This window comes from Aquabacterium sp. NJ1, from assembly GCF_000768065.1.
In the GTDB taxonomy this organism is placed as follows: domain Bacteria; phylum Pseudomonadota; class Gammaproteobacteria; order Burkholderiales; family Burkholderiaceae_C; genus Aquabacterium.
In genome coordinates this window covers 3,137,663-3,155,471 of record NZ_JRKM01000001.1, presented here as the reverse complement: position 1 = coordinate 3,155,471, position 17,809 = coordinate 3,137,663, and the positions used below count along the sequence as shown (strand labels likewise).

Below are 17,809 nucleotides of genomic sequence, written 5' to 3'. Positions count from 1 at the left end.
GCCCTCGCCTTACTTGGCGCCGATGTCGCCGATGGTGCCGTCCTTCATCAGGCAGGACTTGGCGTCCAGCGCCTTGAAGCCGTGGCCCTTGCAGGCGTTCTGGCCCTTGCAGGCGTGCTCGGTGGTCTTGCAGTCGCTGCTGCCCTTGCAGCTGTTCACGCCATAGCAGTGCACCTTGTCGCTGGCGGCCACGGCGCCACCCATGCTGCCAGCAGGGGCCTCGGCGGCGAACACGGCGGTGCTCAGGGCCATCAGGGCGGCAGCTGCGGCCAGGGAAGCGGAAGTACGTTGGGTCATGTTGATTTCTCCGTCAGGTGAGGTGTTGAGGTGATGCCACGGCAGCTTTGTTCGCCGGGGACACTGGGTAGTCGAGGAGACCGCCCAGTCCTTACACCCTTACGGAAAAATCTTCAGGCTGGATTCACACGCAGGTCTTCCAGCAAGGCGCCATACATCAAGGTGGCCTCGTCATGCGCCGGCTCGCGCCAGGGTTCGGCCAGGGCGGCTTCGTACCATTGCCGCATGGCCGGCAGATCCAGCAGGCGCTGTGCATAGGCCTGCGCCAAGGGCGACAGAGTCAGCCCAAAGGTCTGGATGCGAAACGCCACGGGCGCATAAAAGGCGTCCACCGCCGTGAAGGCCGCACCGGCCAGATAAGGGCCGCCAAAGCGCGTGAGCCCCTGGCGCCAGAGCTCATCGAGCCGGGTCAGGTCAGCCTGGATGCGCGCCAGGGACTCGTCGCGCAATTCGACCCGCAGGCCGCAGTTCATCGAACAGACTTCGCGCAGCTCGCCAAAACCCGAATGCATCTCGGCGGCTGCGCAGCGCGCCCAGGCACGGGCATCGGCCCGCTCGGGCCAGACGCCGGGGTGGCGCTCGGCCAGGTACTCGGCAATGGCCAGTGAATCCCACACCACCTCGCCCGCGTGATGCAGGCAGGGCACCTTGCCGGTGGGCGAAAACGACCTGAAGGCGCCCCAGTTGGGCCCTGCCGCGAACACCTGCAGGCGCTCATTGAACGGCAGCCCCAGTTGCGTGAACAAAACCCATGGCCGCAAGGACCAGGACGAGTAGTTCTTGTTGGCGATGTAGAGGTCGTACACACAAGCTCCCAGGGCGGTGGCGATCAAGCCCGCAGCTTAGCGCGCTACACCCTGGCCCACACCCCAGAGGCCAACACCCTGGTGCGGTTTTTGGATGGTGCTGTGGCTCAATGGGCCTGCGAGGCCGCAGCCGCAGCCTCGGCGGTCGACGCCAGCCGCGCCGTCTCGGCTGCCGCCCGCTTGGCGCGCGCCTGCGCATCGGGCTCGGCGTCATTGAGCAGCCCGGTCATGATGCGCTTGGCTTCGGTGAGGTCCATCTCGCCATTGGTGATGCGTGTGGGCAGCTCGGCCATCAGCTGCTCGGCCAACTCCTTGCGATGCGCCTTGTCCGGTGACTGCGACATCCCTTCCCACAGCTCCAGCTGCTTGTTGAAGCGCAGGAAATTGACCAGGCGCGTGAGCTCGCGGTCCGGGTCTCCGGCCTGCTGCGCCACACCCTTGAGCATCTGCCACTCCATGACCGAGACGAACGACGGCCGTTCCGTGATCGGGCCCACAATGGGCTTCATGCCGGGCTGGTTCTCCAGCTCCCTGGCCGCCTCTTGCTGGCGTTCCTGCAAGACCTTGGTTTCAGCCTCGATCTGGGCAGCGGTCATCGTGCTGCTGGCGGGCGCCTGCGCGGCCATGGCTTGCGAAGCCGCCGGGGCCACCGCAGTCACACGCCCCGCATCCTCGGGATTGGGTGATGAGCGCGACCACCACATCGCCGCAGCCGCCACCACCGCCATGCTGCCAGCCACGACAACCCACTTCGTGTTCGATTTGTTTTCCAGATGAACTTGTGCCATTTTCAGACCTGTCTGTTTGCAACGATGACGTCCCCTTCAGTTTGATCGGATGGCCCTTGCCGGTTCCTGAGCAGTAACCCCAGATTGCCCCGCCGCCCCCCGGGAACGAGCGGGAATGCAAGCCGACAAACGCCGTTTGCCTGACGCCAAAAAAAACAGCCCACCCGGGGCAAACCGGGTGGGCTGGACATCAACCACTCAGGATCGAAAAACGATCAGAAAGAGGTCGGTGCGGGCGGGTTCACGGTGAACGAGTAGGTCTGACCCGAACCCGACATCAGGGCCGACAGGATGGCCGAGATGAAGCAACCCTTGACTTGCGGGAAGGTGGTGGTGCCCGAGAAGTTCAGGCCACCATTACCCAGCGAGGACACAGGGCCGTCGAAGTTCAGCGGGAAGGCCACGGGCGTGACCGTCTTGCACGAGCCCACAGGGATGCCCGACACCGACGTGATGGTGATGTCGGCGTAAGCCGTGCCATGCACGTGCAGCTTGCCAGCGTTGTCCAGCGAAGCGGTGCCAGTGGTGGCGCCGTTCGGGGTGACCTTCATGCCGATCTGCGAACCGATGCCGATGATCTTCAGCGACTGCTTGAAGTCAGGCACGCTCAAGGTCCCGTTCAGGGTCTTGGCGGTGATGTCGGTCGTGGCCGTGAAGGTGGACGCTGCGGGCAGGTACACGGTCTGACCCAGGGTCTTCAGACCCACCGTGGCCGTCAGCGGCCAGGCGTCAAGCTTCACCACGAAGTTGCCACCAGGCGCCGTGTTGGTGTTGGTGGGCGTGGGGTAGCCGGTGGTGTTGGTCGAGCAAGAGCTCGGTGCAGCCTTGCCAGCAAAGCGGTCAGCCATCCAGGCCAGGGCCTTGGGGGCTGCCTGGAACTGGGTCACGATGTGCTCGCTGGGGTACAGGTCAAACTGGACCTTGCCACCGTTGGCGCAGTAGTAGCGCTTCAGGTCGATGTCTTGCGCCAGGGGGATGAACTCGTCAGCCTTGCCGTGGTACTGGTACATCGGCACGGTCAGCGGTTGCTTGCCCAGGTTCTGAGCCAGCAGGGTGGTTTCCACAGCGGGCACGCCCAGCAGGTCGTCCAGCGTGGTGTTGGCGGGGTCAACCGTGAACTGGGCCAGGGTCTTGTTCTGCAGGTCGAACAGGGCCGTGAACACGCACTCGGTCTTCAGCTTGGCGATCTGGGCCTTGCCGTCGGCGCTGGCCAGCAGGTTGAAGTTGTTGCCCACGGTCTTGGGGTACTGCACGCTCAGGCCAGCCACGCCAGAGGCCAGGAAGGCGGCGCCCAGGTTGCCGTCCAGGAAGTGGGCAGAGGCCATGAAGTCGGCGGGGATGCCGCCAGCGGCCACACCCTTGACGTTCAGGCCAGGTGCGTAGTTGGGCAGCACTTCAGCAGCCCAGGCAGCCGATTGACCACCTTGCGAGAAGCCCCAGATACCAACCGGTGCGGCGGCATCGATGCCCACCGACGGGATGGACGTTGCGGCCTTGAAGATGTCCAGCACGGCATTGCCTTGCGACTGGCCGGACAGGTAGGTGGACTCGGTGCCCGCCAGGTAGCCAGCGTAGTCGGTCACCAGCACGGTGTAACCGGCCTTCAGGGCGGCGTTGATGTTGGCGTTTTCATACTCGTTGCTGCCGGCAGCGAACTGGCGCGAAGGTGCGCAGTCCTGAGCCAGACCCTGCGTGCCCACGGCGTACAGGATCACAGGGCGGGGGCCCGTGCCCGACCAGGCGGTGGTCGGCACCAGCACGGTACCGGACACGGCGTTGGGCTTGCCCAGCGAGTCGGTCGACTGGTACAGCACGTTGAAGGCCTTGGTCGCCGGAGCGCCCGTGCCCAGGTTGACCGTGGTGGGACGGTACTGAATCAGGTCACCATGGGCGCCGCCCAAGGAAGCCGGGTTGGTGTAGAAGGTGGCGTCGGACGGGCCGATCACCGGGGCGGCGTAAGCAGACGACACCGCCAGGGCGATGGCAGCCAGGGGCACGCTCAGAACAGACTTGCGCAGGGTACGGATCATGTGTCTCTCCATGTGAACTTGGCGATTTATCGAACGCCAACAATCGGTTAACTGTCATCGTTAGTCTCTCGAACTGTGGCCGGCTACACGAATAGGGTTTTGGCGCGACTGACGGGAAATCCACCCAAAACCCCGTGATCGCGGGAGATACAAAACACACAAACTGGCTTGGGTTCCCCCTCTCCCCCGAGAGGGTTAACCCAGAAAAAGAGGCCGCCTAACCCTCCGGAAAAGCCGGTCTTACGGGGCATGGGCGCGCCGCTTCGGGCACGGCCGCCACCATCGCGTCTGCCGCGAAACAGCCCCTTCGATTCAGGGGGCCGCCCCCGCTGAAATGCCAAAACCCGCACGATCGTGCGGAAAGACTTGCCACAAGCGGCCGACTCTGGGGTATAAACGCGTCCTGATTCGAACGACCGTTTGAAAAGAACGATCGTTCGAAATGCAACCCTTACCCCCAACAGCGCCACTCGACTCTGGCGCCCGACCCGAACCGAGGTGACATATGCCGCAGTACAAGGCCCCTTTGCGCGACGTGCGCTTCCTGCTCAACGAAGTGTTTGACTACAGCGCGCACTACGCGCAGCAGCCCAATGCCGAAGACGCCACCCCCGACATGGTGGACGCCATCCTGGAAGGCTGCGCCACCTTCTGCGAAGAAGTGCTGGCCCCGCTGAACCTGTCCGGTGACCAGGAAGGTTGCACCTTCAAAGACGGCGTCGTGACCACGCCCAAGGGCTTCAAGGAAGCCTATGCCGAGTACGTGGCCGGCGGCTGGCAGGGCATCTCCCACCCCAAGCAGTACGGTGGCCAGGAGCTGCCCATGTCGCTGAACCTGCTGAAGTCGGAAATGATGGGCACGGCCAACTGGTCGTTCACCATGTACCCCGGCCTGTCGCTGGGCTGCATGAACACCATCTTCCAGTTCGGCTCTGACGCCCAGAAGAACACCTACATGCCGCCGCTGGTCTCCGGCGAATGGACCGGCACCATGTGCCTGACCGAACCCCAGTGCGGCACCGACCTGGGCCAGGTCAAGACCAAGGCCGAGCCCAAGGGCGACGGCACCTACAAGATCACCGGCACCAAGATCTTCATCTCGGCCGGCGAACATGACCTGTCCGAGAACATCATCCACATCGTGCTGGCCCGCCTGCCCGACGCCCCCAAGGGCACCCGTGGCATCTCGCTGTTCATCGTGCCCAAGTTCCTGGTCAACGCCGACGGCTCCCTGGGTGAGCGCAACACCGTGAAAGCCGGCGCCATCGAACACAAGATGGGTATCCGTGCATCGGCCACCTGCGTCATGAACTTCGACGAAGCCGTCGGCTACATGATCGCCGAGCCCAACAAGGGCCTGGAAGCCATGTTCACCTTCATGAACACGGCCCGTATCGGCACCGCCGTGCAAGGTCTGGCTCACGCCGAGCTGTCGTACCAGGGCGCCCTGCCCTACGCCAAGGAGCGCCGCTCCATGCGCGCCCTGTCTGGCAAGAAAGACGCCGATCACCCGAACGACGCCCTGATCTGGCACGCCGACGTGCGCCGCATGCTGCTGACCCAGCGCGCCGTGGCCGAAGGTGCCCGCGCCATGATCTACCACGCTGCCAAGCTGGCCGACAACATGGTGGCCGGTGTGGCCGAGGGCAACAAGGCCAAGTACGAAGAGTTCGACGACCGCCTGGGCTTCTACACCCCCATCCTCAAGGGCTTCATCACCGAAATGGGCCTGGAGTGCGCCAACATCGGCATGCAGGTCTTCGGTGGCCACGGCTACATCAAGGAGCACGGCATGGAGCAGATCGCCCGTGACGCGCGCATCTCCACGCTGTATGAAGGCACCACCGGCATCCAGGCGCTGGACCTGCTGGGCCGCAAGGTGCTGCTGCAGACCCGCGGCAAGTGCATCAAGGAGTTCACCAACGAGATGATCGCCCAGGCCAAGCCACACCTGCTGGACGGTGGCCCCATCGGCAAGATGGCCCGCCTGGCCTTCAAGCGCGCCATCCAGTGGAAGATGCTGACGCTGCGCATCATGCTGCGCGCTGCCAAGGACCGCGACGTGGTCAGCGCCGCCTGCAACGACTACCTGATGTACTCGGGCTACGCCATGATGGGCCACTTCTGGCTCAAGCAGGCCCTGGTGGCCAACGAGAAGCTGGCCAAGGGCGGCAAGGATTCGGCCGACTTCTACAAGGCCAAGCTGCAAACGGCCGAGTTCTACTTCGACCGCCTGCTGCCACGCGCCGATGGCCACAAGAAGGCCATGCTGTCGCCCACCAGCTCGCTCATGCAGATGGACAAGGAGCACTTCAGCTTCGTCTGACCCTGCACGGATGCGGCTTGCAGGCCGCATGACGACCAGCCCGCCACGGCCTCGCGCCCGGCGGGCTTTTTTCTTTGGGCATGTTTTGATTCATGCCGCTCTCCAGATAAACAAGGTAACCGGCATGACCACCGACAATCGATGAATTGTCGACATCAGCCCGGCCAAGTGGAATATCAGAAAAACAGAAGGTTGATGCCAGGCTGCCAGCCCATCGCCCCCGAATTCCCTTGAATATGGTTATTCATTTTTCGAACCCTGATTGAATCCCCCACCTCCCCAATAAGGGTATGCGATATTCTGAAAATCCACCTTTTCCATTCACAATCCCGTCAATATAGTTACGCAACGTTATCATTCCTGTGTTGCATCAACTCGATCAAACCGTCGTCATGTCGTCCAGTGCCGGCACGGCCGCCATATGAAGTCCCCTACCCCCACCAGCAGCAGCTCCCGCGTCTACCGGGGCGCCACAGCTGAAGACCGGCGCCAGCAGCGCCATGAGCGGCTCCTGGAGGCCGCGTTCGAGAGCTTCGCGCGGCACGGCATCACCCGCACGACGATGCGCGACATCTGCGCGGTGGCCCGCCTGACGGACCGCTACTTCTACGAGTCCTTCCGCAACACGGAAGACGCCTTCGAGGCGGTCTACCAGTGGCAAAAGGGGCAGTTGATGACACGCCTGACCGGCGCCATGCAGGACGCGCCGCGCAGCCTGATGGAACTGGCCCGGGCCGGCCTGCGGGCGTTCTACGAGTTCATGAAGGAAGACCCGCGGCGGGCCCAGGTGCTGCTGATCGACGCGTTCAGCGCCAACCAGCAGACGCTGGCCAAGTCGCAGGCCGCCATGGGCCAGTACGCCACCCTGGTCAACCAGCTGGCGCAAGAGCTCTACCCCAATATGCGGCAGCAGGACTTCAACATCGAGATGATGACCGGGGGCCTGCTGGGCATGACGCTGCAGGTGGGCATCAACTGGGCGCAAGGTGGCTACAAACAGCCCATCGAAGAGGTGCTGGCCTACAACCTGTACGCCTGGCAGGGCCTGGAGGCCTGGATCGGGCGGATGATTTCAGACGCCAAGGAAAAAAACATGCGGCGCCGCGCCACGGACCCCAAACCCGGCGAGTTTGGCGTGCCACCGGGTTTGGCCAAGGATTAAGCCACCAGATTGGGCCGCAAATTGAGCCCATTAAGCGGTGAATTTCGGCGCGCCCAGGCCCGCCCTCATCGCGCAGGCACATGGCCACCCCAGGCCCGGATTAACGGACACCGGGAAACACCCCTTCAGGATCACCAACAAACCCCTAGGGCGGGCTGCGCGCACGCACTTGAGGATTTGAATGTGCAGATATTCAGGTTAATCTGATGAAACACATCACCAGATTGATGCCAGCGCCCCCAGCAGGGGCCACAGGATCAGGCGCCGATCAGCCTGGCGAGGGCCCTTCCCCCTGGGAAGACAACCACTGGTGCAGGCCGGACCACGCGTAGATATTATGGTCCACCAGAATATCAACCGGGGTATCGAACTGCCGTTGAAACCAGACGGTGGCCGTGTGGACCACCATGCCGACAAACCCGCCCACCACCAATTCCACATCCAGCGCAATCGTGAGTTTCGGGTAGCGCGCCTTGAAGCGCTCGCGCAGCAGCCCGGCATATTGGCTGACACGCGCATTCAGATTATGGGGATTGGTCAGACCGGTGGTCACGGCATCCACCAGCAGAATCTGGGCGCGGCGCGCATCCTCTTTGATATATTCAAAAAAGGCTTTCAAACCCGCCCGGGTCTGCAATATGGGGTCATCGGGTTGTTGCGCCACTTGCAACATGATGCGCGCCGCGACATCGGCCGATAATTGTTTGTGCACGGCCAGGAATATCTCGTCGAGCGTCGCAAAATGCTCGTAAAAATACCGGTCATTCAAACGAGCCTGCGCACAGATCAGGCGCATGGTGCCGTGGCGCCAGCCATGTCGACCGAAGACGTCGAACGCGGCCTCGAGCAGCCGCTCACGCCGTTGGGCCGCACGCTCGGCCGCCGAAGCGCCACCGTAGCGGCGCGCGGTGTTCACATCAAGGGGGGCAGACTGCTGGCTCATGAAGGGCTCTGAAGACGACAGTCGCATCTTAGAGAGGATCACCCGGTCGGGCGACCCTCCGTTCACCCCGGCAGGAACAATGTGCGCCAGCCTGGCCGCTCAGGGGCCGCGCTCAGGCCGCCCAGTGGCGCTTCATGAAGTCGGCCTGGCGGTCCAGCGCCTTCACGGAGCTGGGCATCAGGCTGGCATGCGCCTGGAACACGTGCCAGCGCTTGAGGTAGATCTCCAGCTCGGATGTGCGGCCCGCAGCCGTGGCCGCCTCCACCGCCCAGATGGCGTTGTCGTACAGCACCTCATCGTCACCCACCTGGATCAGCGAAGGTGGCAGCCTGGACAGGTCCTGCGCCAAGGGGTTGCCCAAGGGGTGATCCGCCGGCACCTTCAGGGCCCGCTCGACATCGTCGCCCCAGGCCAGGCGGATCATCGGGTCGCGCGCCTCGCGCTCCTGGTAGGTCGAGTTGGGCAGCGGGTGCAGGCTGAACGCCGGCGACATCATCACCAGCGAAGCCGGCCCGGGCATGCCGGCCTTCATCGCGGCGATGGCGGTCATGAAGGTCAAGTTGCCACCAGCCGAGTCACCCACGATGGCGATGCGGCTGGGGTCGAAGCCTTCCTTGAGCAACTGCCGGTAGCAGGCCACACAGTCATCGAGCTGCGCCGGAAACGGTGCCTCCGGGGCCAGACGGTAATCCGGCACCAGCACCATCGCGCCCGTCAAGGCCGACAGGCGGCGGGTGATGCTGCGGTGCGTGCGGGGGCTGCCCGCCACAAAAGCGCCACCATGGAGATACAGGATGGCGTGGCGCGGCTTCTTCGACTGGCCCTTGGGCGTGATGCGCTCCACCGGGATGTGGTCGATGCGATCGGCCTTGACCTGTGCGCGGCCATCTTGCGGCATCAGCGCCGACCCGATGGCCAGCGAGGCACGCTGCACCGCGAACGGCCAGGGCGGGCCCAGGAAGGGCTTGAGGCTCACGCGCAAGGCCACGCGCATGATGGCCGCCACCACCGACTCCTGCAGCCCGGCGGGCGGCTGGTAACGGCGAATGACCGGGTGAGCCTGGGCCTGTTGGGCGACGGGATCGATTTGTGCAGCCGACATGGAGGGACTCCTGTGAAGCGTCATGCCCGGGCCATCAGCCCAGCATGCCCTTTTTGGCGAAGAAGGTGGTCAGGGGCTGGTACCAGGAGCCGCAGAAACGCACCAGCAGGTCCAGGAACTTGGCGTCCGGGCCCACGACCACACGGCGCTTGTTGCCTTCCACGGCGCGCAGGATCTGCAGCGCGGCGCTCTCGGCGCTGGTCGTGTTGAGCAGCTTGTCGAAACGCTCCTTGGCGGCTTGGGCGCTGCCGCCGGTCTTGGCGGTGATGCTGTGGTCCATCTTGGCATCACGGGCGATGTTGGTGCGGATGCCGCCCGGGTGCACGCAGGTGGCGCTCACGCCGCAGTTCTCGATGTCCAGCTCCTGGCGCAGGGCTTCGGTGAAACCGCGTACCGCGAACTTGCTGGCGTTGTACGTGCCTTGCGTGGGCAGCGACAGCAGGCCGAACAGGCTGGAGGTGTTGATGATGTGGCCCTCGCCGGCCTTCTTCAGGTGCGGCAGGAAGGCCTGCGTGCCCCACACCACGCCCCAGAAGTTGATGCCCATGATCCACTCGAAATCTTTGGGGCTCACGGTGTCCAGGAAGGCGCCCAGCGCCACGCCGGCGTTGTTGAACACCAGGTTGACCTTGCCATGGTCGGCCGCGGCCTGATCGGCCCAGGCGGTCACCGCCTCGCGGTCGGCCACGTTCACCTTGGCGGTGGTGACCTTGACGCCCAGCTTGCCGGCCATCTGGGCGGTTTCAGCCAGGCCGACCTCGTTGACATCACTCAGCGCCAGATGGCAGCCTCGGCGCGCCAGCTCCAGGGCCAGGGTGCGGCCCATGCCCGACGCGGCGCCCGTGATGGCCGCCACCTTGTTCTTGAAGTTCTTCATGTCTCTGCTCGGTCCGTTCTGTCGTGGTCAGGGCCCATCATCGAGTCGGAAAAGCGGCCCCGTGGCCCGTTTGCCCCACTCAAGTGAAGGTAGTTGATCAAGGCAGGCATTCCCCACATTGGCGTTGTCACGAACGTGGGGCAAGATGCCGCCTTGCGCAGCGCAAGTTAGCTGAACCATTGCCGGATCAAACCCGATATTTTGACAATGGTCAATTTCAGAAATAGTATTTGACAATGCCCGTTTCCAGAAACAGGGTTAACCCTGAAACACCCTCCACTCCGGGGACTACCGGGCGGCGTTATGGCGGCATCGACCCCGAAGAACGCCAGCGCCAGCGCAAGGCCAAACTGATCGAGGCGGGCCTGGCCGTGTTCGGCGAGCAGGGTTATCACAACTCGACCGTGCGGGACGTGTGCAAGCAGGCCCAGTTGACCTCGCGCTATTTCTACGAGAACTTCGATGGCATGGAAGCGCTGTTCAAGGCCGTGTACACCTCGGTGAACCGCGAGCTGATGCAGACCACCATCATGTCGCTGGCCAGTTGCCAGCCCGACCCCGAGAAGCTGGCCGAGGCGGCCTTGCGCAACTTCCTGGAGTTCATCCGCCAGGACCCGCACCGCGCCCGCGTGGCCCTGATCGACGCGCTCAATGTGGGCGAAGGCATGAACATCCTGGCCGACAAGGCCTCGCAGGACTTTGCCCAGCTGATTGCCGGCTTCATGCACCAGATGTTCCCCAAGCTGGACGCCCAGGGCAAACTCAACTTCAAGATACTGGCCAATGGCCTCGTGGGCGCCAACACGCGCATCGCCACGCAATGGGTGGCCGACCGCTGCAAGGCCCCACTCGAAGACGTGCTGACCAACACGCTGACCCTGTTCAAGGCCTGCATCGGCTACGCGCGCACGCTGGAAGCCGAGCTCAAGGACTGAGCCCCTTTACGCACACCCCAAAGCGCCACGGGGCAGCCCCAGCCGCCCCGTGTCTGCATCAAGCTGACAAAACGTCAGCTCGGGTCATGCCTCAACCTTCTTCGGAAGGCGAGCTGCAATCGGCTTCAGCCGGGTTGGCAGCACAACGCACCTTCTTGATCACCTTCAGGCCCTGCTTGTTGTAGACGCCCTGGCCGGTGATCGCGATGCGCGACTCACGCAGGATGTTGGTGTACTTCTTGACGTGGTCGGGCGACACATCCATCCATGTCGCGGCGGGGATGCTGGCATCGGCGTTTTGCACCAGCTTCATGGCGCGATCGAACTCGCCCACCCAGTGCTCACGCGACTTCTCGCCAAAACCAGCGGGGAACTTGGACTGGTTGAGCACCACCTGGTAGGTCAGGATCAGCAGCGGGAAGCGCGCGATGCCGCCCTTGGCGCCAATGCCCTTGTTGAGCTCCAGAGGCTTGTAGGCCAGCGTGGGCGCGGCAATCATGTCCACCTCGCCGCCATTGAACTTGGCCGACAGGTTGTTGATGTCCACGGCCACGGGCTTGCCACCCACGCGCTCCACCATCAGGGCCTGGGCCTTGTCATACTCCAGCGCGGCGATCCGCTTGCCGGCCAGCGCCTCGACCGAGTCGATCGCCCGGTTGTTGACCATCGGGTAGGCCGCACCGAAAGGCACGATGCCGCCTACTTCGTAGTTGCCCTCGACCATCAGCTTGGCAGCCTGCGGCGAAGAAAAAGTCTGGATGACCTTGCGCACCACGTCGTAGCTGGCGGGCAGGTCCACCTTGCCATCACGCACCACGGTGGTGGCGCCCAGGGAGTCAATGGCACCGGCCACCGCGTTGAACTCACGTGTGCGGAAGGCCGTGGCCATCAGCGCATCGCACTTGCCGGCGCGGAACTCGTTGACCGCCATGGCCTCGTTGTTGTACGCCTTGAGCTCGACCGTCACGCCGTTCTTCTGCATGGCCACGGCATAGTCCTTGGCCATGTTGAAGGCATCGCCGCTGGCGCCGATGATGTCGAACACGCACATCGTGTTGGCGGCCTGCGCAGAAACGGCAACTGCGGTCAGCGCCAGCGCGGCGCCAACGTGCTTGACAGCCTTGGCTTGGAATTTCATTTCGTTCTCTCCTGTGTGAGGGGACGGCCGCACGGCCGCAGTGATCACGTCAGGCCTTGTTCAGGTCGACGCCGGCGGATGCTAGGGGCCGCACCAGCGTCGATGTAACGACTTACATTCGCTTGCAGCGCGGCCCGCACGGTGCAGGCCACGTGCTCATCGGGCGATCAAGGCGCCTTCCCAGGGCCAGGCTGCGCGCGCCAGTCGAACCACTCGGTTACACAAGTGACGGGCGCCACCGTGTTTGATACCGGCAAAGCGACATTCGGCACATCAACCGCTCACTTGCGGGCCGATACCGGCTTGCGGCCCGGCGTGGCTTGCTGGCTCGCATACGTCACCTGGTGCGCGGCCAGGTAGTCCCGGATCATCTGGCGCACCACCTGCGAGGGCGTGAGGTCCTGGCTGGCGCACAGGGCCTCGAACGCGGCCTTCTTGTCAGGGTCGATCAGGAGCGTGAGGCGAGCAGTTTTGGATTCCATGATGGCGCGCAGGGGTCAGTCAAAACATTGTAGGAGGCAGCCCGCTCGCGTTCATGCGCAGCGTGGGCTTTGTGCGATGTGGGTAAAGGCGGCTTCCAGCTGGCTCCAGGCCGCATCGGGCAAGCCGGCCGGGCGCAGCGACGCGCCATGCTTGCCCGGCGAAGCCTCATGCACCGCCTGCAAATGCCCCTTGCAGGCAAACACGGTGGCGTTGTCCGCCTCAGGTTCAACCACCATCCGCACCTCACCCTTGAAGGCCGCCTGGATGCGCGCCACATAGGTGTCGAATTGCGGATGCCTGTAGTGCAGGTTGACCACGAGGATGCCACCGGGTTGCAGGGCCTCGTAGCAGTGCTCGTAAAAGCGCTGCGAACACAGCCTGGCCGGGATGCCACGGAGCTCGAAACCGTCCACCAGCAGCACGTCGTACTGCTTGGGCGGGCGGCGCACGAACAGCGCACCGTCACCTTGCAGCACCGTGAAGCGCTTGTCGTCCGGGGGGATCAGGAAGGCATCGCGCAGGGCCACCACGTGGGGGTTGATCTCCACCACCACGAGGCGGGTGCGAGGCAGGTAGCGGTGGCAGAACTTGGCCATGGAGCCCCCGCCCAGACCAATCATGGCGATGTGGTCGGGCCTGGGGTTGAACAGCAGGAAGCCCATCATCGTCCGGGTGTACTCAAGCACCAGGGCATCGGGCTGCATCAGGTTCATGCTGCTTTGAATGGCCGAGATCGAAAAGTACAAGGACTTGGAGCCCAAGGTCTCGGAAACAAAGGGTTTGACGAACTCGTCGGGGTCAAGGGTGTCGGGCATCCGGGGTCAGCTTGGGCAGCAGTGTTTATGCGCTTTTAATTATCATCACATTAACATGCAATGTGATCGCTGAATAAACGCCCACGGCCAGCGCTCGATCGAGCAGATGAACCACGTCCCCGCCAGCCAGCCTGGGTCAGGGCCACACCGAAGGCGAACTTGAAGTAGGCGCGCGGCCCCAGGCAAAACGGGCCGGTTGAGCCCCGCATCCAGAAGGATTGGCGCCGCGCCAATTCGAAGTGCGCTTCATCGCGCATCAGGCCCAGCGCGATGAGCAGGGCTTGCCGCGCGCACAAGCCCTTTGCTGACAAATTCATTTCAGTTCTGTTATCAAATCAATCTGGACGAATTCGGCGAAACCGCGACACCATATTCATCGCGCGCAGACCGCCAACCTCACTCGCGCCGCAATATACCCATATCAAACAGGCTCCGGGAGAGGCCGCACCCGGCAGCGCTGCCTTTTTGGCTGTGAGCGCCAATTTGTTATCTCCCCGCAATCTTGACGCGGTGACGCCACCCGTACAGGGGGAAGGTGGTAATACCCCGCATTTCACGAAACCGCCTATACCGCATGCTTTGCAGCGTGTGTTGATGCGGTTAAAGAATTTATTACCAAGCAGCCTGAAATGGTCTATTTGGCGCCACCAACTTGCGAAGGGGCAACCATGAGCATGGTGAACAGGTGGCAGAAGATAAGCTGCCATCAGCAGGGCATTTTTCATCTTGCCACTTTGGGCCGCCCCAAGCATCCGTGACAACCTCACCGTCAAACCAACTGAAACTCATACTGACATAGGAGTGCAATGCCATGAGTAAAATTCGCAAGGCCAGAATACTTTACCCGATCGCTTTTGCGATCATGACCATCGCTTCCGCACAAGCGGCACCGATCACCGTCAATGCAAATGAAACGTTTTCATTGAACGGCAACTATTACGCCATGAGTGGCTCGGCTGTCCTGGCATATTCTGGCGCCAAGATCGGAAACGATAATATTGCTGGCATTGTCAACAGCGCCATTGCGCCGGCCACCTATGACTCATTCCTGGGGACATCAACAGCGGCCATTACCAATGGCACGTTCGACAATGCAAGCGGGGCCATTCTGCAGGTGCAAGGCGCCGGGGGCGGGCGCCAAGTGGCCGTCAAGAATGGATTGATGACTGGCGGCACATTGGATGTGACGGACATGTCCTACAACTCCGCGACCAAGACGCTGTATGCGAATGTGCATGGGGTCGGCAATGTTGCGGGGGACCTGGGCACCGTCAACCAAATGGCCTTTTTTACCGTCAACTACGTCACCGGATCGACGCTCATAACCGGGGCAGGATCTTTCTCCACCAGATTGTCCGGCTTGTACTTGACCAGTACCGCCATGGATTACATCACCAAGGCACTGGGGCTGGGAAGCCTGGCCGCCAACCTCACAAAGGGTACGGATTTTGGCGTGATGACTTCCACATGGAATGTCAGCAAAGCGGCCGCCCCCATTCCCGAACCCTCTGCGCTCAAATTAATGGTTCTGGGATTATTGGCGGCCTATACCGTCAGCCTTTACAAGCGAGACAGCGCCAGGCCTTAATAGCCTGCAGACGAACAGCAAAAAGAGGCAACAAATACTTCGCGCCTCTCTCGCGGGCCATCACGAGAGCCCGCTTGAATGCCCCCATTATGGAGAAAGACATGCGTTCGATCAATTTTGCGATCAACGTCGCAACCCTCAGCATCGCGGCGATGCTTGCGACACCCGCACAGGCCATTGAAAATGGCCCTTCCCCCACCCTGGCCGATATTCAGAAAGACGGGCCTTATGCCGTCACAACACAACAAATCACGGGCAGTGGTTTTCGTGTCGGCACGATTTACGTCCCCACCGCCGCCGGCAAATACGCTGTCATGGCCATTTCCCCTGGATTCGGGGCGGCCCAAAGCTCCATGCAGAAGATGGGGCAACGCCTGGCCACGCACGGCTTCGTGGTCGTGACCATCTCGACCAACACCCTGCTGGACTTTGCGGCCAGCCGCGCCTCGCAACTGCTGGCCGTCTTGAAGGCCGTCACGACCGCTCAAACAGGCCCGGTGGCCGGCAAGGTCGACGCCTCCCGGCAAGCAGTTGGAGGCTGGTCGATGGGGGGCGGCGGCGCGCTTGAAGCAGCCGCGGCTGCACCTGACCTCAAGGCGACCGTGGCGTTTGCCCCCTGGGATTTCAGCGCCACGAAGTTCAAGTCCATCAAGATCCCAACTTGCATCATTGGTGCCACGGGCGATCAAACAGCCCCGGTCTCCCAATATGCCCAGAGGTACTACAACGCCATCCCATCCACCGTGACCAAGATGCTGGCCGTCATCAAGGGTCTGGACCATTTCTTTCCGACCACGGCATCCGAGCCAAGCAGCTATACCAACATCTCCTGGATGAAGCGCTTTGCTGACGGCGACATGCGCTACAGCCAGTTCCTGAATGCACAGGATCCAGCCGAAGTCAGCCTGACCTCGACAGGCCCGTTCTGACGCCGACGACCGGTGTCAAGGCACCGGTCTTTTCCAGCTCAAGGAAGGACAAGGCAACTGCCGTGGCACTGCAAAAACGCGTCTGGATGGGTGCATTGATCGCCTTGGCGATCGTGAGTGGCACATGGGTAGCCCGGCTCAAGCCAGCATCCGAATCCCATGCCCCATCGCGGCTGACCCAACCGTGGTGGTCGATGCCGATGGCGCCCCCTTCAGGCACACGCAACCAGGCGGCGCAATCTCAGGCAAGGGTGGCGGAGCCACCGCCCCCTGTCGCGGCCTCTCCACTGGATACCGTGCGTCCACCCGTCTTTCGCACCGATGGCCAGGGCAACCTGATCATCGACCCGCAAACACGCAGCGATGTCGAACGCGTTCACGCGCTTTACGCCCATGACGGCCCGAAGAAGCTGGAAGCCTTCTCCGCAGAGCTACCCGACACGACCAGGCGTCAACTCAAAGACCTCTACCAACAATGGACGCAATACGCTCAGGCCGTGATGCAAGCCTTTCCCGCAGAGCCTTCAGCAGACTCGCTGGAAGAGGCCAGGCGTCAACTGGCTGAGTTGAAGCAGATGCGCCAACAGTACTTCGGTCCAGAGCGAGCAAAGCTCATGTTTGGCGAGGAAGAAAACGTGTCCGAGGAACTGCTGAGCCGCATCGAAGCAAACAAGGCGCCCAAGATGTCGTTTGACGACAAGGTCAAGCAGGCTCAGGACGAACTCGCCCAAGGCCAAGGCACCGCGAAATCAAGCCGCCCTTGAGTCGAGGCGAGCGCCGCACGAAGCGCTCGACGATCAGGCGGCGCAACAAGGCCCATCAGCAGCGGCAGCCTACGGAAGACGACTATCAGGCATCTTTGTGGTGGGCAACCAGTTGTCAACGTCTGCGACCTTCTTCAACTCAGCCATGTCGAGGATGTGAATGCGCCCATACGCCAGCCGAACCAGACCGCGAGCCTTGAACTGCCGCAGTACCGGGCTAATCGATGCCCTGGACATCCCCACCATTTGAGCCAAGGTCTCTTGGCTCAGCTCCAGAGAGTCTCTGGTGGCACTCAAGGAGCCCAGCCCCATCGACGCGAAAATCAATCGGCGAGCCAACCTGACCTCGACTGAAGCTCTGACCAACTCATCCAAGGCGAGGAAGGTCCAGCGCAACTTTTGCGTCAACAACAACGCAAGGTACCGCCAATAATGCGGCTTCTGCTCCAGGAGCCTGGTCAACAGCGTCTGTGGCAGGTACAGCAGCGTGCAATCGGTTCCTGCCTCCACGTTATGTGTCCGGCACAAGCCGTCGAAAAGCCCGACCTCGCCAAACCATGCGGGCGCGTGCAAGGGCGTCAACAAGCCCTCGCTACCCGGCTCCAGTTCGCTGAACACCCACAGGCTACCGGCAAGCAAGCCGTATAGCCCTGAAGGCGCATCCCCCCGAGAAAACAACCGTGTTCTCGCCTTGATATGTTTGATCAAAGCGATACCCTGCAGATCCGTTTGAAGCTCCACAGGCAAGCCGGCAAACCAGGGATCACCGCGCATGATCTCAACAACATCCGCCAACATATCAGGATCACGATCCGAGTTTCGACAT

The 17,809-nt window shown here is 62.5% G+C and carries 18 protein-coding genes; 6 read left to right on the top strand and 12 right to left on the bottom strand.

All coding sequences use genetic code 11. The features are described from left to right. Positions 1 to 9: 9 nt before the first annotated feature. The 4 genes from JY96_RS13560 to JY96_RS13545 form a co-directional block, all read right to left on the bottom strand. Entirely contained in the window at positions 10 to 297 is a 288-nt protein-coding gene (locus JY96_RS13560; protein ID WP_035038185.1) for a hypothetical protein, read from the bottom strand. Between the two features lie 113 nt (positions 298 to 410). Then, positions 411 to 1,130 carry a glutathione S-transferase family protein gene (locus tag JY96_RS13555; protein ID WP_235333926.1) on the bottom strand — a complete coding sequence of 240 codons (720 nt, stop codon included), beginning with the start codon at positions 1,128 to 1,130 and terminating at the stop codon, positions 411 to 413. An 80-nt stretch (positions 1,131 to 1,210) separates the two neighbouring features. Continuing rightward, positions 1,211 to 1,891 (bottom strand): hypothetical protein, encoded by a 681-nt coding sequence (locus tag JY96_RS13550; protein ID WP_035038180.1) that lies wholly within the window; start codon positions 1,889 to 1,891, stop codon positions 1,211 to 1,213. 215 nt (positions 1,892 to 2,106) lie between these two features. Continuing rightward, complete coding sequence (locus JY96_RS13545; protein WP_035038177.1) at positions 2,107 to 3,921, bottom strand: lipase family protein; 1,815 nt, start codon at positions 3,919 to 3,921, stop codon at positions 2,107 to 2,109. 505 nt (positions 3,922 to 4,426) lie between these two features. Between JY96_RS13545 and JY96_RS13540 the strand changes: the two genes are divergently transcribed. Then, positions 4,427 to 6,247 (top strand): acyl-CoA dehydrogenase C-terminal domain-containing protein, encoded by a 1,821-nt coding sequence (locus JY96_RS13540; RefSeq protein WP_035038175.1) that lies wholly within the window; start codon positions 4,427 to 4,429, stop codon positions 6,245 to 6,247. 421 nt (positions 6,248 to 6,668) lie between these two features. Continuing rightward, positions 6,669 to 7,409, top strand: coding sequence for a TetR/AcrR family transcriptional regulator (locus JY96_RS13535; RefSeq protein WP_035038172.1), 741 nt, complete (start codon positions 6,669 to 6,671; stop codon positions 7,407 to 7,409). Between the two features lie 268 nt (positions 7,410 to 7,677). Here JY96_RS13535 and JY96_RS22325 read toward each other — a convergent pair whose 3' ends face one another. The 3 genes from JY96_RS22325 to JY96_RS13520 all read right to left on the bottom strand — a co-directional run bounded on the left by JY96_RS22325 (position 7,678) and on the right by JY96_RS13520 (position 10,331). Next, complete coding sequence (locus JY96_RS22325; RefSeq protein ID WP_052162498.1) at positions 7,678 to 8,352, bottom strand: TetR/AcrR family transcriptional regulator; 675 nt, start codon at positions 8,350 to 8,352, stop codon at positions 7,678 to 7,680. A 112-nt stretch (positions 8,353 to 8,464) separates the two neighbouring features. Beyond that, positions 8,465 to 9,454 carry an alpha/beta hydrolase gene (locus JY96_RS13525; protein ID WP_052162497.1) on the bottom strand — a complete coding sequence of 330 codons (990 nt, stop codon included), beginning with the start codon at positions 9,452 to 9,454 and terminating at the stop codon, positions 8,465 to 8,467. Positions 9,455 to 9,488: 34 nt separating this feature from the next. Next, positions 9,489 to 10,331: an SDR family oxidoreductase gene (locus JY96_RS13520; RefSeq protein ID WP_035038170.1), complete on the bottom strand. Its 843-nt coding sequence runs from the start codon at positions 10,329 to 10,331 to the stop codon at positions 9,489 to 9,491. 236 nt (positions 10,332 to 10,567) lie between these two features. Between JY96_RS13520 and JY96_RS13515 the strand changes: the two genes are divergently transcribed. Next, positions 10,568 to 11,266, top strand: a complete 699-nt coding sequence (locus tag JY96_RS13515) for a TetR/AcrR family transcriptional regulator (protein WP_035038168.1) — start codon at positions 10,568 to 10,570, stop codon at positions 11,264 to 11,266. Between the two features lie 91 nt (positions 11,267 to 11,357). Here JY96_RS13515 and JY96_RS13510 read toward each other — a convergent pair whose 3' ends face one another. The 3 genes from JY96_RS13510 to JY96_RS13500 all read right to left on the bottom strand — a co-directional run bounded on the left by JY96_RS13510 (position 11,358) and on the right by JY96_RS13500 (position 13,702). Further along, positions 11,358 to 12,404, bottom strand: a complete 1,047-nt coding sequence (locus JY96_RS13510) for a putative solute-binding protein (RefSeq protein WP_052162496.1) — start codon at positions 12,402 to 12,404, stop codon at positions 11,358 to 11,360. 281 nt (positions 12,405 to 12,685) lie between these two features. Continuing rightward, the gene (locus JY96_RS13505; protein ID WP_035038165.1) at positions 12,686 to 12,886 is read right to left on the bottom strand and encodes a ribbon-helix-helix protein, CopG family; all 201 of its coding nucleotides are present in this window, start codon (positions 12,884 to 12,886) and stop codon (positions 12,686 to 12,688) included. 51 nt (positions 12,887 to 12,937) lie between these two features. Further along, positions 12,938 to 13,702, bottom strand: coding sequence for a fused MFS/spermidine synthase (locus JY96_RS13500; RefSeq protein ID WP_035038163.1), 765 nt, complete (start codon positions 13,700 to 13,702; stop codon positions 12,938 to 12,940). An 811-nt stretch (positions 13,703 to 14,513) separates the two neighbouring features. On the opposite strand from JY96_RS13500, the gene JY96_RS24010 reads away from it, so the two are divergent. Further along, positions 14,514 to 15,290, top strand: a complete 777-nt coding sequence (locus JY96_RS24010; RefSeq protein WP_035038158.1) for a hypothetical protein — start codon at positions 14,514 to 14,516, stop codon at positions 15,288 to 15,290. A gap of 89 nt (positions 15,291 to 15,379) precedes the next feature. Then, entirely contained in the window at positions 15,380 to 16,219 is an 840-nt protein-coding gene (locus tag JY96_RS24005; protein ID WP_035038156.1) for an alpha/beta hydrolase, read from the top strand. On the opposite strand, the gene JY96_RS23615 is transcribed toward JY96_RS24005, so the two are convergent. Beyond that, positions 16,191 to 16,445 carry a hypothetical protein gene (locus JY96_RS23615; protein WP_035038154.1) on the bottom strand — a complete coding sequence of 85 codons (255 nt, stop codon included), beginning with the start codon at positions 16,443 to 16,445 and terminating at the stop codon, positions 16,191 to 16,193. The two genes, JY96_RS24005 and JY96_RS23615, sit on opposite strands and share 29 nt — an antisense overlap. A 70-nt stretch (positions 16,446 to 16,515) precedes the next feature. On the opposite strand from JY96_RS23615, the gene JY96_RS13475 reads away from it, so the two are divergent. Then, positions 16,516 to 16,983, top strand: coding sequence for a lipase secretion chaperone (locus JY96_RS13475; protein ID WP_035038152.1), 468 nt, complete (start codon positions 16,516 to 16,518; stop codon positions 16,981 to 16,983). A gap of 69 nt (positions 16,984 to 17,052) precedes the next feature. On the opposite strand, the gene JY96_RS13470 is transcribed toward JY96_RS13475, so the two are convergent. After that, the gene (locus tag JY96_RS13470; RefSeq protein WP_052162495.1) at positions 17,053 to 17,781 is read right to left on the bottom strand and encodes a Crp/Fnr family transcriptional regulator; all 729 of its coding nucleotides are present in this window, start codon (positions 17,779 to 17,781) and stop codon (positions 17,053 to 17,055) included. Between the last annotated feature and the right edge of the window lie 28 nt (positions 17,782 to 17,809).

Bases quoted from the DNA above. Each gene is read 5' to 3' on its own strand.
- JY96_RS13560 (WP_035038185.1), bottom strand. From the start codon at position 297: ATGACCCAACGTACTTCCGCTTCCCTGGCCGCAGCTGCCGCCCTGATG.
- JY96_RS13550 (WP_035038180.1), bottom strand. From the start codon at position 1,891: ATGGCACAAGTTCATCTGGAAAACAAATCGAACACGAAGTGGGTTGTC.
- JY96_RS13545 (WP_035038177.1), bottom strand. From the start codon at position 3,921: ATGATCCGTACCCTGCGCAAGTCTGTTCTGAGCGTGCCCCTGGCTGCC.
- JY96_RS13540 (WP_035038175.1), top strand. From the start codon at position 4,427: ATGCCGCAGTACAAGGCCCCTTTGCGCGACGTGCGCTTCCTGCTCAAC.
- JY96_RS13535 (WP_035038172.1), top strand. From the start codon at position 6,669: ATGAAGTCCCCTACCCCCACCAGCAGCAGCTCCCGCGTCTACCGGGGC.
- JY96_RS22325 (WP_052162498.1), bottom strand. From the start codon at position 8,352: ATGAGCCAGCAGTCTGCCCCCCTTGATGTGAACACCGCGCGCCGCTAC.
- JY96_RS13525 (WP_052162497.1), bottom strand. From the start codon at position 9,454: ATGTCGGCTGCACAAATCGATCCCGTCGCCCAACAGGCCCAGGCTCAC.
- JY96_RS13520 (WP_035038170.1), bottom strand. From the start codon at position 10,331: ATGAAGAACTTCAAGAACAAGGTGGCGGCCATCACGGGCGCCGCGTCG.
- JY96_RS13515 (WP_035038168.1), top strand. From the start codon at position 10,568: ATGCCCGTTTCCAGAAACAGGGTTAACCCTGAAACACCCTCCACTCCG.
- JY96_RS13510 (WP_052162496.1), bottom strand. From the start codon at position 12,404: ATGAAATTCCAAGCCAAGGCTGTCAAGCACGTTGGCGCCGCGCTGGCG.
- JY96_RS13505 (WP_035038165.1), bottom strand. From the start codon at position 12,886: ATGGAATCCAAAACTGCTCGCCTCACGCTCCTGATCGACCCTGACAAG.
- JY96_RS13500 (WP_035038163.1), bottom strand. From the start codon at position 13,702: ATGCCCGACACCCTTGACCCCGACGAGTTCGTCAAACCCTTTGTTTCC.
- JY96_RS24010 (WP_035038158.1), top strand. From the start codon at position 14,514: ATGAGTAAAATTCGCAAGGCCAGAATACTTTACCCGATCGCTTTTGCG.
- JY96_RS24005 (WP_035038156.1), top strand. From the start codon at position 15,380: ATGGAGAAAGACATGCGTTCGATCAATTTTGCGATCAACGTCGCAACC.
- JY96_RS13470 (WP_052162495.1), bottom strand. From the start codon at position 17,781: ATGTTGGCGGATGTTGTTGAGATCATGCGCGGTGATCCCTGGTTTGCC.